This is a genomic window from Leptospira harrisiae, from assembly GCF_002811945.1.
Taxonomy (GTDB): domain Bacteria; phylum Spirochaetota; class Leptospiria; order Leptospirales; family Leptospiraceae; genus Leptospira_A; species Leptospira_A harrisiae.
In genome coordinates, this window is sequence record NZ_NPDX01000001.1 from 750,981 (window position 1) to 764,892 (window position 13,912).

At 37.9% G+C, this 13,912-nt stretch carries 14 protein-coding genes; 12 read left to right on the forward strand and 2 right to left on the reverse strand.

Features of this window, described 5'->3' with window-relative positions:
- The first annotated feature begins 19 nt into the window (after positions 1-19).
- The 8 genes from CH364_RS03485 (at position 20) to CH364_RS03520 (ending at position 7,619) form a co-directional block, all read left to right on the forward strand.
- Positions 20-361: a hypothetical protein gene (locus CH364_RS03485; RefSeq protein WP_100742227.1), complete on the forward strand. Its 342-nt coding sequence runs from the start codon at positions 20-22 to the stop codon at positions 359-361.
- Positions 362-1,729, forward strand: a complete 1,368-nt coding sequence (locus CH364_RS03490; RefSeq protein WP_100742228.1) for a PP2C family protein-serine/threonine phosphatase — start codon at positions 362-364, stop codon at positions 1,727-1,729.
- Between the two features lie 5 nt (positions 1,730-1,734).
- The gene (locus tag CH364_RS03495) at positions 1,735-2,511 is read left to right on the forward strand and encodes an enoyl-CoA hydratase-related protein (protein WP_423790169.1); all 777 of its coding nucleotides are present in this window, start codon (positions 1,735-1,737) and stop codon (positions 2,509-2,511) included.
- Between the two features lie 3 nt (positions 2,512-2,514).
- Complete coding sequence (locus CH364_RS03500; protein WP_100742230.1) at positions 2,515-2,979, forward strand: DUF192 domain-containing protein; 465 nt, start codon at positions 2,515-2,517, stop codon at positions 2,977-2,979.
- 52 nt (positions 2,980-3,031) lie between these two features.
- Positions 3,032-5,545 carry a glycogen/starch/alpha-glucan phosphorylase gene (locus tag CH364_RS03505; RefSeq protein WP_100742231.1) on the forward strand — a complete coding sequence of 838 codons (2,514 nt, stop codon included), beginning with the start codon at positions 3,032-3,034 and terminating at the stop codon, positions 5,543-5,545.
- A gap of 49 nt (positions 5,546-5,594) precedes the next feature.
- Positions 5,595-6,062 (forward strand): response regulator, encoded by a 468-nt coding sequence (locus CH364_RS03510; protein ID WP_100742232.1) that lies wholly within the window; start codon positions 5,595-5,597, stop codon positions 6,060-6,062.
- A gap of 115 nt (positions 6,063-6,177) precedes the next feature.
- A complete protein-coding gene (locus CH364_RS03515; protein WP_243401231.1) occupies positions 6,178-7,125 on the forward strand; it encodes a HEAT repeat domain-containing protein in 948 nt (315 codons plus the stop codon).
- Positions 7,122-7,619, forward strand: a complete 498-nt coding sequence (locus CH364_RS03520; protein WP_100742233.1) for an LIC_11959 family protein — start codon at positions 7,122-7,124, stop codon at positions 7,617-7,619. Before CH364_RS03515 ends, CH364_RS03520 begins: the two co-directional genes overlap by 4 nt.
- Here the strand turns inward: CH364_RS03520 and CH364_RS03525 are convergent.
- A complete protein-coding gene (locus CH364_RS03525; RefSeq protein WP_100743380.1) occupies positions 7,616-9,163 on the reverse strand; it encodes a hypothetical protein in 1,548 nt (515 codons plus the stop codon). The genes CH364_RS03520 and CH364_RS03525 overlap by 4 nt on opposite strands.
- 302 nt (positions 9,164-9,465) lie before the next feature.
- On the opposite strand from CH364_RS03525, the gene CH364_RS03530 reads away from it, so the two are divergent.
- From CH364_RS03530 to CH364_RS03545, 4 genes are read left to right on the forward strand one after another with little or no spacing between them, the layout of a single operon-like run.
- Positions 9,466-9,681, forward strand: a complete 216-nt coding sequence (locus CH364_RS03530) for an LIC12298 family protein (RefSeq protein WP_100742234.1) — start codon at positions 9,466-9,468, stop codon at positions 9,679-9,681.
- A gap of 56 nt (positions 9,682-9,737) precedes the next feature.
- Entirely contained in the window at positions 9,738-10,487 is a 750-nt protein-coding gene (locus tag CH364_RS03535; protein ID WP_100742235.1) for an ABC transporter permease, read from the forward strand.
- Between the two features lie 3 nt (positions 10,488-10,490).
- On the forward strand, positions 10,491-11,690 hold the full coding sequence (locus tag CH364_RS03540; RefSeq protein ID WP_100742236.1) for an ABC transporter ATP-binding protein: 1,200 nt from the start codon (positions 10,491-10,493) through the stop codon (positions 11,688-11,690).
- Positions 11,691-11,735: 45 nt separating this feature from the next.
- Positions 11,736-13,040, forward strand: a complete 1,305-nt coding sequence (locus CH364_RS03545) for a UDP-glucose dehydrogenase family protein (protein ID WP_100742237.1) — start codon at positions 11,736-11,738, stop codon at positions 13,038-13,040.
- A 37-nt stretch (positions 13,041-13,077) separates the two neighbouring features.
- Here the strand turns inward: CH364_RS03545 and CH364_RS03550 are convergent, their stop codons facing one another.
- Positions 13,078-13,899 carry a thioredoxin fold domain-containing protein gene (locus tag CH364_RS03550; protein ID WP_100742238.1) on the reverse strand — a complete coding sequence of 274 codons (822 nt, stop codon included), beginning with the start codon at positions 13,897-13,899 and terminating at the stop codon, positions 13,078-13,080.
- Between the last annotated feature and the right edge of the window lie 13 nt (positions 13,900-13,912).

The following is a 13,912-nucleotide window of genomic DNA, read 5'->3' on the forward strand; positions in this document are numbered from 1 at the left end:
TTGCCGATTGTATTTCTATATGAAAGGATTTGTTGGTCTATGCTTTTTTTTACCTGGAATCCTTTTCGCAGAAATCAACCCGTGGAATTTACGACCTGACGTTCGGATTTTAACTAGAAAAGAAGTGTCTCATATCGTGATGGAAAGAAGACCTGACCACTATCGGGTAACACTGATCGTTTCCGAACGATTCCCATACAATTATAAAGCCCTCTCACACCCTTTTTTCTTCCGAATGGAAGATGAGAAAAAAGCTTTCGAACTTGCGAATCAAATGGACAAGTATTTGGATTCAGGAAAACCTTTCACCATCACCTTGAATGGATCAGAGATCCAAACTTTGGTATGGGGAGAACCCTGATTGACACGTTCCTTTTATTTATACTTTAAAGAAATATTTCGCAAACCAACGAAAACAGAATGGGAGATTTTAAAGTTAGTAGAAGCCCGTTATGATAAAGAATATACTTATTATATTTTTATCACTCATATCATTGTTTACTCTTTATTAATTGCACCTCCGTTTTCCGAAATCCAAATGCAAATTTTACCTTATCTACTTGGGGTATCTATTGCTCGACTTATTTTACTTTTGCAATTTTATACAAAAAATGTTCCTATACAGAGAGTCATTTACTTCAGCGGATTTGTAGGTGATGGACTTGTTTATATTGTTTTTATGTTGGGAATACATTCCTTCCCATCTCTTGGAAGTTTTTATTTATTAAATTCTTACCTCATGTCTTTTATTTTTCCCATTCTTTTGTATAGTACGAGACTCGATCCTAAGGCATGTATTTTAAGTGCTTCCTATTTTTCTATATTGCATATCATTTATATTTATAATTTACCGCCTTCTGTTTCCGATCAGTTTTCATTTTTTAGTAAATACTTTTTGATTTTAGTGTATTGGGGAAGTGCTGCACTAGGTACAGTTTTTGTTTTGAACAAACGAAAAGACACAACAGATATGTACAATCTTTCTGAAGAAAAAAGATTTATGTTACACGAGTTGGAATTAGCAAAAAAAATACAAGATGCACTTTTTCCAGGGAATATAAAAATTCCAAGTCTTGCCTTTACCTATTATCGCAAAAGCCCTAATGTCATTGGTGGTGACTTTTTTGATTTTGTGCAACTCAGGGAAGGAAACGTAGGTGTATTTTTAACGGATGTAGCTGGGCATGGAATTTCATCTGCGATGGTTGCGTCCATCATGAAGGTTCTTGTTTCTACCATTCCCTATCGTTTCAAAACGGCACCGGCCAAACTTATGGATTATTTGGATGATCGATTGGCTCATGATTTAAACAAATACCATGCTTCAGCGATTTATTTATTTTTTGATTTTATAGAAAAAAAACTAACTTTAGGAAATGCGGGTCATCCTTATTTGATTTTGGCGCACAAAGGGGAGGATTTTCAAGAGTTAGAAACCCAAGGTGCGATCCTAGGATTTAATATTAAAATCCCACCTATTACAGAAAAAACAATATCTATTGCCGCAGGGGATCGATTTTTTATTTATACCGATGGGCTTATTGAATCCACTGACCCTGAAGGAAATTCTTTGGGAACGGAAGGCCTTTTGGCTCTACTCAATCGACATAGTCAAAGTTCCAATATTAAAGAACTGGAAGTAAGCCTTCTCACCGAATTAAAATCCAATTATGGACTCGATAGTTTTTCTGATGACACTATGTTTCTCATATTGGAAGTAGAAGAATAAGGAGAATTCATTTGTCTTTTTTAGATATTCAAATTAAATCCAATTTTGCCCTTGTTACCATCAAAAGGCCAGAGGCCCTAAATGCACTGAACGATGTTGTGATTACAGAAATCGGTGCCATGGTGGATGAGTTGGAATCCAATCTCTCAGTGCGAGGATTTATTCTTACTGGCGAAGGAAAAGCTTTTGTGGCAGGTGCGGACATAGCAAAAATGAAAGAGTTCAATGTCCGTGAAGGTCAGGCTTTTTCTGAACTCGGCCAAACTGTTTTTAGAAAAATGGAACTATCAAACTTGATCTCTATCGCCGCCATCAATGGATTTTGTTTGGGTGGCGGAATGGAACTTGCTATGGCATGTGATATTCGTTATGCGGTAGCTTCTGCTAAATTAGGTTTACCGGAAGTGACACTTGGTTTGCTCCCAGGATTCGGTGGTTCCCAAAGACTTCCGAGACTCATAGGTGTGGGGAGAGCCACTGAACTTATTTTGTCGGGAGATATGATTTCAGCGGATGAAGGATACAGGTTAGGGCTTATTAATAAGGTTGTTGACCCAACCGAGTTATTAAACGAATCAGAAAAAACACTTTCTACAATTCTTTCACGTGGACCTAACGCCATCAAGGCGGCAAAAACTGCCATTCGCCAAGGTTTAGAAACTAATATGGATCGTGGATTGGATTGGGAGAAACAACTATTTGGTGGAAGGTTCGCCGACGAAGAAACGAAAGAAGGTCTTTCCGCTTTCCTTGAAAAAAGGAAACCAAACTTCAAAGGTTAATTTATGAAAACACGGATTGGAATTCTACTTGTTCTATTGACTTTTTCTGTTTGTAAACAAGCAGAATCCTTTCCGACGCAAACAAACACACCCGAAATATTATTTGGTAGTGTTTCTGATCGTGTTTTAAAATTAGAAATTGCCAACACTCCATCTACTAGAGCGACAGGACTTATGTATCGCACTAAACTTGGTGAAGATGAGGGAATGTTATTTGTTTTTCCTCATTCTGATTATTTAAGTTTTTGGATGAAGAACACACTCATCCCTTTGTCGATTGGTTATTTTTCAGAAGATATGCGACTTTTAGAATCATTCGACATGAAACCCAACCAAACTGAAGAAGTGTATAATGCAAGAAAACCAGCGATGTATGCTTTAGAAGTCAACCAAGGTTGGTTCGCCAAACACAAAATTGGCAAAGATGCAGTCCTTACTTTAGAGCGAAAGGTCTCCGCCCGCGACTAAATTTTCTCTTTTTACTTGAATCTATTTCTACAGTTCTTTACCATCCTTTAGCATGGTTGTCAATAATCCTCGATTAATTACACTTTTATCAGAAGAACAAAAAGCCGACTTGGCTTCGATGGAAAAACAATTTGCCCACCATTTGGAATATACCATTGGTAAAAACAGATTTAATCTGAAAAACGAAGATATATATAAAGCACTTGGACATACCATCAGAGACTTTTTAATCGATCGATTAAATGTTACTCACGAACGTTATAGAAATGAAAATCCCAAACGTGTGTTTTATTTTTCATTAGAATTTTTAATGGGACGCACTCTTATGAATGCTCTCATCAATCTTGGGTTATACGAAACAATCCAAGTGATGCTTCGTGGAATTGGTTTTGAACTTACTGATGTTTTAGAATTTGAAACCGATGCGGGACTTGGCAACGGTGGCCTTGGTAGGCTTGCTGCTTGTTTTTTAGATTCGATGGCCACTCTGAATGTCCCTGGATTTGGTTATGGAATTCGTTATGACTATGGAATTTTTAACCAAATTATCGCCAATGGAAGCCAGTTGGAGATGCCCGACCACTGGGATGCTGACGGGGTTCCTTATGAAGTAGTAAGGTCGGATATTTCCTTTTCTGTTGGTTTTTTTGGTCATACAGAAACTAGGGTTTCGGGGAAGGGGAAAATCCAACATGATTGGGTTCCCGATGAAACGGTTCTTGCTTCTGCACATGATTATCCCATTCCTGGATTTAATACGAGTACGGTGAACTATTTAAGGCTTTGGGCTGCCAAATCTTCAGAAGAATTTAATTTAGATTATTTTAACCACGGCGATTATATGAAAGCCGTACAAGACAAATCCATTTCCGAAAATATTTCCAAAGTATTGTATCCCAACGACACCACCGAACAAGGAAAAGTGCTTCGACTCAAACAACAATACTTTATGGTTTGTGCTTCTCTCCAAGATATTTTAATTCAGTTCCGCGAATCGACTCAAAATTTAAAAGAACTTCCAAACTATATCGCCATCCAATTGAATGATACCCACCCAAGCATTGGAATTGCAGAGCTTATGCGAGTATTTTTGGATAACGAAGAAATGGATTGGGAACCCGCATGGGAGATTGTCACCAAAGTTTTTTCTTATACCAACCATACGGTTTTGCCAGAAGCTTTGGAAACATGGCGCGTGGAACTTTTTGAAAAACTTTTGCCAAGGCATTTAGAAATCATTTATGAAATCAACCATCGGTTTTTGACGGAGGTTCGAAGCCGAGGGATTTTATCTGATTTTGAAATTGGACAAGTGAGTATCATTGAAGAAGGAAATGAAAAAAGAATTCGTATGGCAAACTTAGCTGTCATTGGATCTTACAGAGTCAATGGAGTTGCGGAGTTACATTCGGAACTCATTAAAAAAACAATTTTCCAAGCCTTTACTAAAGTTTTTCCTGAAAAATTTAATAACAAAACCAACGGGATCACACCTCGTCGATGGTTACTCCAATCAAACCCAAGTTTGGCGAATTTGATTTCCAAACGAATTGGAAATGAGTTTACAACCGATTTATACAATTTAAAAAAATTGGAATCCTTTGTGGATGATCTCGATTTCCAAAATGATTGGAGAGTCGTAAAACAAACTGCCAAAGACGAATTGGCCAAACTCATCAAAAGTGAAACAGGAATTACCATCGATTCTAAATCACTCATCGATGTTCAAATCAAACGTTTCCACGAATACAAACGCCAACTTCTGAATATTCTTCGTGTGATTGCGTTGTACAGACGTATCAAAGAAAATCCATCACGAGAATTGACACCACGAACCGTGATCTTTGGTGGGAAGGCAGCACCTGGTTATTATATGGCCAAACTCATCATCAAACTCATTAACAATGTTGCTTGGGTCATCAACCGAGATCCTGATGTGGCTGACCGATTGAAAGTGGTTTTTTTACCCAACTACCGAGTGAGTCTTGCCGAAAAAATCATTCCAGGTAGTAATCTTTCCGAACAAATTTCAACTGCGGGGACAGAGGCATCTGGAACTAGTAACATGAAATTTATGTTAAATGGTGCTTTGACCATTGGAACCTTGGATGGTGCCAATGTAGAAATTCTAGAAGAAGTCGGGCCAGAAAATATTTATATTTTTGGACTTCATACAGAAGAAGTGTTTCGTTTGAAAGAAGCCGGATACCAACCTGCTGATTACATTCAAAAAAATGATGAGCTCCACAAAGTGCTTCTCATGATCCGTGAGAATTTATTTTCAATGGGGGAACCTGGGATTTTTGGTCCGATCTATGATAGCCTATATTATACGGATAACTACTTGCTGATGGCTGATTTTGATGCGTATGACCAGACCCAAAACCTAGTAGCGAGAGATTATTTGGACGAAACCACTTGGACCAAAAAATCCATTCTGAATGTGGCAAGGTCAGGCAAATTTTCTTCGGATAGGACCATCAGGGAGTACGCCAAAGAGATCTGGAAGGTTCCTCTCCTTGACACAGTTCCACCAAAAACTATCTACAAATTGCCACAAAACTGAATCGACATAAAAGAACCAGAGTTGTATTGTTCCAAGGAAAGGGTCCCAAATGAGTAAAGGTTATATTATATGTGTCGATGATGAAGTATCGGTATTGGAGACGCTTGCGGAACAACTTCTGGCTCGATTTGGCGAATCCCATATCATCGAGACTGCCAGTAGTGCCGAAGAAGCACTTTCCCTCATCGACGAAATCATCAGTAGCAACGACATTGTTGAGTTGATTGTTTCTGACCAAGTGATGCCTGGAATGAAAGGAGATCGATTTTTGGAGCAGGTGCACCACCGCCTTCCTGATGCGATTAAAATCCTTCTGACTGGTCAGGCAGGACTTGATTCCGCAATCTATGCCATCAATAACGGGGGACTCAGTCGGTATGTCGAAAAACCGTGGAACATTGACGAACTATCCAAAGACATCAAAGACCTACTGGATAAGTTCCGACAAAATTTGGAAAACCAACACCTCATCCAAGCCCTCAATCGTCGCATCATCGAATTGGAATCTGGACAGTAACAAAAAACAAATTTTTATCCTTGGGCTTTTTTTTCTTTCTCTTTCACCAATTTTGGGGAAGGAGAAAGATCTCAGTCCAGAACAAATCTCCAAAAAAAAAGAAGTCCTTTCCAAAATGGTTCGTTATGGAACGAGTCAGGAAAGAAAACAAGCATTAGGTGAGTTGACGAGGTTCCCCAAAGAAAGTGCGAGCGAATTGTATATACTCGTCGGTGAACAATTAAAAACAGAAAAAGATATGGGGATGAAAATCATCCTCTTAAAAACTATTGGTGATCTGGACTTAAAAGAAAACAAAGAAACCATCATTAGTTTGTTTGAAGATTCCAATGAGGACGTTGCCAAACAAGCAGTCACTTCGGCTAAAAAAATGAAATTAGCGGAAGCCACAAACCCCTTACTCGAAAAAGTGAAAAAAGAAGATTTCACAAAGAACTCTAATTCGCTAAGTCTTTATATCAGTGCTTTGGGAGAATTGCCGGAGGGAAAAACAGCTGCGCCATTTTTAGAAACTAAGTTTCGCGAAAAGTTTAATAATGCGGATATGCGAGGGCAAATTGCTTTGTATTTTGGATCCGTTCTTTATGCTGATGCAGAGTCGGCTCTAATGGAAGTTGCCTTTGATGAAATCCAACCCACTACCTTACGATGTTATTCTATGAATACTTTGGGTAAGCTAAAATCTGAAACTGCAAAACCTAAGTTATACGAACTTCTGGATTCATTAAAGAAAACGGCTGGTAAGTTGGATGCGAAAAAAGCCCAATCCTTAAAGATTTACGCCATCGGTGCTCTCGTGACTATGGGAGACAAAGAAGTATTCCAAGAACTAAATGAATTTGCTCGTGATGATGATAGTATGGTGCGACTTCGCGCCATTGAATTTATGGGAAATTTGAAAGATCCCAAAGCCTTAGAATTATTAGAATACAAAAGGGACAGGGACCCGAGTCCCAAAGTACAAAAAGCCGCCAAAAAAGCCATCGACCAAATCAATGGAAAAGAAACGGTTCCCGATGAAGAAAAATCAACAGAGGAAAAACTGGAAGAAGAACCCAAATGAATTGGAAAGTTTTTACTTCTATTTGTATTTGCTTATTGATTGTTTCAAAAACAAGTCTTTATTCGGAAGATAACGGTCGCTATACGGGGCCAATTCCCCGTTCTGAAAAAAGAATATTGGATGGGAAAGCAGAGTTCCTAAAATCAGGAACATTTCCCTTAGAATGGAAACTGTTTTTTAAGGGAAAACAAGGGGATTTTGTTGTTTTTTACGACTTAAACGGGGACGAAATCCACTTTCGGTACAGACGTAATAAATTTGATTTGGATGCTGAAGTTTTTGTGAAGGATTTGTTTTCTGGCAATCCATACCGGGTGAAAGGGGAATGGATCGGTTATTATTTTTATTCAGTAGATGAAAGAGGAAAACGGTCTTCATTACCCACCCCTAAAAAACTCCCGGCAGAACCAAAAGAATTTGCCGATAGACAATCAGTTCCTATCTTTAAATTAATCGAATACATCGAAGTTCGTACGGATGACCTTCTCTATTAAAGATCGATTTTTTGTAATAATTGAAAATTAATAAATAAAATAGGATTCGGATCATTTTCTTTTTCCGAATAACTTACGTTTAATGAAATAAAAGGGCTTACCCATTTGAGTTTGATGATCTCTCCTCTATCGGTTAAGTTAATATTAAAATCTGTTGCATAAGTCCAGTTTTCAAACCAAGCTCTGGTGCGTAAGTTTCCTTCTCTAAAAATAGCACTTAACTCCAGTAAGTTTCCTGTATTTATAGGGATTGCCAATTTCCCTTCCCATTGGCCTCCGTTATCTCTGGATTCAAATCCAAGAGAAACCACTGTTTTTTCTTTTCTCCATTCATAAAATGCCGCTCTTCCAATTTCATTCCATTGGTAGTTCCCTGATTCATTGTATTCTCTATACCTATAAATTAAGTTTCCCCACTCACTCAAGAAAAATGGGAAAAATCCAGATCTCCCGTTTTCATATCGATGGCCTTCTGTAGATCCTAAAAATTCACATCCTATCAAGTGATTGAAACTTGTTCGAACATATCCAAGGACTTGAGGAATTTCTGGTCTCACTTCTTGTGGAGAAACCATCCCATAGAGTAAAGGAGAGTCTCTATACACTGTGGTATCTAAGTATAATTTGGATTCGGGGGATTCTGATTTTAAATAAATGAATCCAACGGATTCTTTTTTGTTGGCTATGGATTCGGATTGAATCTTATGGATTCCTAAATTTTGAAAAGTCCAGGAATCATTGATATACAAACTAGATTTGTTATCCCCTGGTGACCAAACTCCCGAATAGGATTTGTTTGGTGTTACAAAATACAATCCAGGATAAGAAGAAAATGTAGCAGCATGATATATTCCTAATTCAAATTCTTTTCCTTCGTTAAATCTTCGGTAGCCGAAGAAGTTGGAATGTTCGATAGGTTGGGGTAGAGGAGATCCCGTTCGTTCTAACTGAGAATAGAAGTTTGGATCTTTGGCAAAGTAAAAATGAGGAATGGGTTTGTAACGGTTTCCGGAAGTAAACCTCCATTGTTTGAATGTGAGATTGGCTCCATATGAAAAATTTTCATCTCGTTTTTCTAAGATCCAAATTTGTCCGTTCCCTTTCCCACCGAAAAAAAGTGAAGAATGGTTTTTTTCTTTCCTTGGTAAATACCGGACATCCAAGTTTTGATAACTCAATCCAAAAAATAGTTCATATTGATTGTCCAATCCATCTTTGAGTTTTAATCCTGATTCTTTATTATTTTGATGTTCTTCTTTTTTCGTAAATCTTCGGTTCTGTTGAGGAAAGTTATTGCCAACAAACTTTTGTTTGTTGGCATATAGTGTAATTTGTTTTTGTTTCCAAACTTTTGAAACGAGTGCTGCATCCTTTCCTTTGAGTGATTTTTTCCATTCCAAAAACTTTTCAGGTGGTTGTTTTGCTTTCTCTTTCCATGCCGCAGCCAAATGGGGAGGAAACCCCGATTGTAAAAGTTCTGAGATGGAAATCTGGTCCGGCTTTTTTTCTACAGCAGACAAAGTCTGTACGAAAGAAATCCACAAAATAATCGCAATTTTCTGCCAATCCACCAGGATTGAGGTCGGAAATTTCGCTTTTTTGCCCGAAGTCCGATTGCTTTTTTCTAAAAAGGAACATATTCTTAACCTCCCACTGAAAAAAAATCAAACGAGGGCGGGTTTTGTCCCAGGGGAATGCTAAATTGTATTTAGAAACCGATAAAAACGTGAAAAAAATATTGACTTAACTTTCCAAATGTTAAGTAGTGTAAACAAGCGTTTAGTATATTATTGGTATTATTTTTTAGTTTTATGTCGTCTAACATGATGACGGGGAGGAAAAACCTATGATCGTTCGATCCATCCAACAACCCGCTTACAACCGCCACAAAGACTCAGGTCTCGCTGGCCAAGGTCCGAAAAAGGGATTTTCCCAGAATCAAACTGGGAAAACTTTTGAAGAGTATTTACTGGAAGCCTTCCAAGGGGAAGTGGTTCAAAACGGAGAGTGGGTATCGCCTGGTCTTTCCGCTCTTGGCCAAAAGAACCTAAAAAGGATGTAGGATCAAAAACAGGCTTCCTGTTCTAGAACCGGGAGCCGCTAGCCGACAATCAAAGTATGGAGAAAGTATCCATACTTTGGGCTCTTGTTCGACGAGACTATGCACTGCAGTATGCAGGGTCCTTTTTGGGAATTTCCTGGATGTTTTTGCAGAACCTCGTACTCATTAGTTTGTACGCACTGGTTTTTTTGGTGCTCAACTTAAAAACCCCCTCAACACAAGAAGACTTCACTGCTTACCTTTTGACAGGACTTCTTTATTGGTTTCCCATCCAAGAACTACTAGTCAGGGGGACGGGAATTCTTACGGACAATCGAAGTTTGCTCAAACGTTCCAGCCTAGGGATTGATTTATTTTTGTGGATTCCTTATATTCAGTTTCTCATCCATAGCCTTGTTACCTCCATCCCCGTATTTAGTTATCTGGCTTATTCTGGTAAGTTAAACCTTTCTGGAATTTTTGTAGGGTATATGATTCTAGTTTTTGCCGGATTGTATTTGATGTTACTTCTCCATTATCTTTCTAGGTTAAATATTTTATTAAAAGACATTTCACCTTTGATTCGTTTGGTGAGTCAGTTGATTTTTTGGGGAATCCCTGTTTTGTATTATCCCACTGGATATTTAAAAGAGTGGAATCGATTAAATCCATTCACAATTCCTTTGGATATTTTTCGCACTTCCGTCATTCCTGGTTTCACACCCCAATTTGATTGGATTCATATTTTACCGTTTCTCTTTTTTTTCCTTCTAGTTTATTTACTTGCCAAACGTAAATTCCAATCGGTCATTTTGGACCACCTTTAATCTATGCCTTCTGTTGTTTTAGAAAATCTAACAAAAGATTATCATGGATTTTCAAGACCTTGGAAACGAATCCTTGCAGGACTGAGTTTTGGATATTTCGGAATCGATTTGAAATTTACCGCCATACGATCATTAAGTGTTCGCATTGGTTCTGGTGAAATTTTAGGTATCATCGGGAAAAATGGTGCAGGCAAATCCACACTTTTAAAACTAATTACAGGTGTTATCAGTAAAGATAAGGGAAACCTGATTGTGAATGGCTCAGTTCGTGCACTTCTTGAGCTGAGTGTTGGATTCAATCCAGAACTTTCTGGTGAAGAAAACGTATATTATAACGGTCTTGTTTGGGGATATAAACCATCTGAGATCAAAGACCTAATCGATTCCATTTTTGAATTCGCAGAGTTAAAAGAATTTCGAAATTCTCCTTTAAAGAATTATAGTTCCGGAATGGCAATGCGCCTTGGTTTTAGTCTCGCTACAGCAATACGTCCAGATATCTTAATTGTAGATGAAGCTTTGGCGGTTGGTGATGCCAGTTTCCAACAAAAATGTTTGAAACGAATCAAAGAGTTTTCTAATCTTGGGTCTTGTATTTTGGTTGTGAGCCATGATCTTGGGCTCATCTCTTATTTTTGTACAAGGGCGATTCTACTTGATCATGGTACTATGTTGTTTGATGGAAGCCCAAGAGTTGCCATTGAAGAATATATGCATGTATTGGCAAAAAAAACAGAACCCTCATTAATCCCAAATTCTGAATTGATTCAGGATGTTTTGGTTTCACTCCGAAATGAAAAGGGATTAGACACACGGCATCATTTCCTTGGATCCACAGCCACACTGCGAATTGAATTCCAATCAACAAAACAGATCACAGATGCAACCATCGGATTCCATATTGATAGCGAAAAGGGGATTCGTATTTTTGGAACCAATTCATTCCACCTGGGAAAACGAAATTTAAAGATCCTTGAGTCCGAACGCACTCTTGTCGAATTCCAATTTCCTATTCAATTTAGTGATGGAAAATACAGTTTGGGAGTTTCCATTCACAAAGGAGAAACCCATATGGAAGGCAGCTATTTTTGGGCCGAATCCATTTTGGATTTTGAGGTGGAACGAGGGAAAATTGAGAAATTTGTAGGACTTTGTCATTTACCGACAGAATTCCAAATCCAAACCCTTTCCAAATCAGAATAGAAAAACAGTTTCCTTCAAAGGAAAAACCTAAATTCTGGAAATCCTATGAAAGTTTGTGTGGTCGGAACCGGATATGTAGGCCTCGTAGCAGGAACCTGTTTTGCCGAGTATGGCAATGACGTCATTTGTATTGATAAAGATGAAAAGAAAATCAATGACCTAAAACAAGGGATCATTCCCATTTATGAACCTGGGCTCTCTGAACTTGTGGAACGAAACCATAAAGAAGGAAGGCTTCACTTTTCCACTTCATTAAAAGACGGAGTGGAATCTTCGGAATTTGTTTTTATCGCAGTGGGAACACCAACCTCTGATAACGGTTCTGCAGATTTACGATTTGTTTTTGCAGTAGCTGAAGAAGTCGGTAAAACGATGAACGGATACAAAATCATCGTCGATAAATCAACAGTTCCTGTTGGTACTGCAGATCAGGTAAAAGCTATAGTTGCAAAAAACACAAAACACCCGTTTGATGTTGTTTCCAATCCAGAATTTTTAAAAGAAGGCGCTGCGATTGATGACTTTATGCGTCCCGAAAGAGTTGTGATAGGTGCTGAATCTGAAAAAGCTGCCAAAAAAATGAGCGAATTGTATTCTCCATTCGTGCTTAATGGCAACCCAATCATAACGATGAGTATTCGTTCCGCCGAACTTACAAAATATGCATGTAATGCCTTCCTTGCTACGAAAATTTCATTCGTAAATGAAATCGCAAATTTATGTGATGCGTTAGGCGCAAATTATGATGATGTGCGAAAAGGAATGGGAACTGATTCAAGAATTGGACGTCAGTTTTTATACGCAGGGATTGGTTATGGTGGATCTTGTTTTCCTAAAGATGTAAGAGCGTTACTTCGAACTGCAGAAGAAGTGAGTGCACCAATGCATATCATTCAATCAGTAGAAGATGTAAATGAAAAACAAAAAACTCGTTTAACCGATAAGATTTTTGAACATTTTAAATCAACCGATATGAAAGGAAAAACTTTTGGTATTTGGGGATTGGCATTTAAACCTGGAACCGATGATATGCGCGAAGCTCCTTCCATTCCATTGATTTATGAGTTACATAAAAATGGAGCAAAAATCCAAGTGTTTGATCCTGCTGCAGCTGAAACATCGAAGTACTATTTTGATGGAAAAGTTGAATACAAAAAAGATGCGTATTCCGCCCTCCAAGGTGCAGATGCGATGCTTCTATTAACAGAATGGAGAGAATTTAGAGAACCTGATTTTAATAAAATCAAAAGCCTTTTAAAATCTCCTCTAGTATTTGATGGAAGAAATCAATACAAACCAACGCTTATGATTGAGTTGGGTTTTACTTATTACTCAATCGGAAACCGATAATTTTTTTTAGCCCAATCAATCTAATGAGTTGTTTGGGCTAAAATCCTCTTTCTATTTCAGACAAAGCTTCATTACACATCGATTTATCCGTCTCCGTGACTAATAGTGGTTTAACCTCAGTTAAAATCGACTTTGCCAGTTTTAATTCTCCCGCTTCCTTTAATGTCAGACCATAGTATAGTTTAGCTGTAGTTTTGCGGTTTGATGTTGGGTATGATTCTAAAAACTCTTTCCATGATTTTGCTGCAGTCTCTTTAGGCCCATGTATGGATTTAACCAAGTTGAGATTAAAATGTGCATTTTCTTTCAGAACCGATGCAGGTTTTGATTTTTGAATTGTCTCTGCAAATTGAAGTTCTGCTTTTTCAAATTCTTTGTTTTGGAAATACAATAAGCCCAAACGAAAATGAATGTCTGGGATATTTTGATTTTTTCTAAGTTCCGTTTTGAGATAAGATTCCAAATTTGGCTCTTGTAGGATTCTTTTGGAAACTACGATAATATCTTCTTTTGTTGCGAGCCCTGAAATCTTTGTAACGTAATTTCCGTCTCCATCAATGAATAGGATTGTTGGATAACCTTCTATATTGTATTTTTTTCGAAGGTTTGGAAACTCTTCTCCATCTAACCGAACTCGTACGAATTGGTCCAATACCTTACTAACTTCTGGATCAGGAAAAATTTCCTTTTCTAAAACTAAACAATATGTACACCAATCAGCAAATACATCAACAATGATGAATTTTTTGTCTTGTTTGGCGGTTTCGAATCCCTTTTGGATTGAACTTCCCCAATTGGATTCGGAAAAAAGCGAACTCGAAATAAGAAAGAAAAAAATTGGCAGAATCTTGCGAACCATCTATTGAATTCTA

Excerpts from the sequence above, each read along its gene's own strand:
- CH364_RS03515 (WP_243401231.1), top strand. The coding sequence starts at position 6,178 with ATGGTTCGTTATGGAACGAGTCAGGAAAGAAAACAAGCATTAGGTGAG.
- CH364_RS03535 (WP_100742235.1), top strand. The coding sequence starts at position 9,738 with ATGGAGAAAGTATCCATACTTTGGGCTCTTGTTCGACGAGACTATGCA.
- CH364_RS03510 (WP_100742232.1), top strand. The coding sequence starts at position 5,595 with ATGAGTAAAGGTTATATTATATGTGTCGATGATGAAGTATCGGTATTG.
- CH364_RS03500 (WP_100742230.1), top strand. The coding sequence starts at position 2,515 with ATGAAAACACGGATTGGAATTCTACTTGTTCTATTGACTTTTTCTGTT.
- CH364_RS03520 (WP_100742233.1), top strand. The coding sequence starts at position 7,122 with ATGAATTGGAAAGTTTTTACTTCTATTTGTATTTGCTTATTGATTGTT.
- CH364_RS03545 (WP_100742237.1), top strand. The coding sequence starts at position 11,736 with ATGAAAGTTTGTGTGGTCGGAACCGGATATGTAGGCCTCGTAGCAGGA.
- CH364_RS03485 (WP_100742227.1), top strand. The coding sequence starts at position 20 with ATGAAAGGATTTGTTGGTCTATGCTTTTTTTTACCTGGAATCCTTTTC.
- CH364_RS03530 (WP_100742234.1), top strand. The coding sequence starts at position 9,466 with ATGATCGTTCGATCCATCCAACAACCCGCTTACAACCGCCACAAAGAC.
- CH364_RS03505 (WP_100742231.1), top strand. The coding sequence starts at position 3,032 with ATGGTTGTCAATAATCCTCGATTAATTACACTTTTATCAGAAGAACAA.
- CH364_RS03540 (WP_100742236.1), top strand. The coding sequence starts at position 10,491 with ATGCCTTCTGTTGTTTTAGAAAATCTAACAAAAGATTATCATGGATTT.
- CH364_RS03550 (WP_100742238.1), bottom strand. The coding sequence starts at position 13,899 with ATGGTTCGCAAGATTCTGCCAATTTTTTTCTTTCTTATTTCGAGTTCG.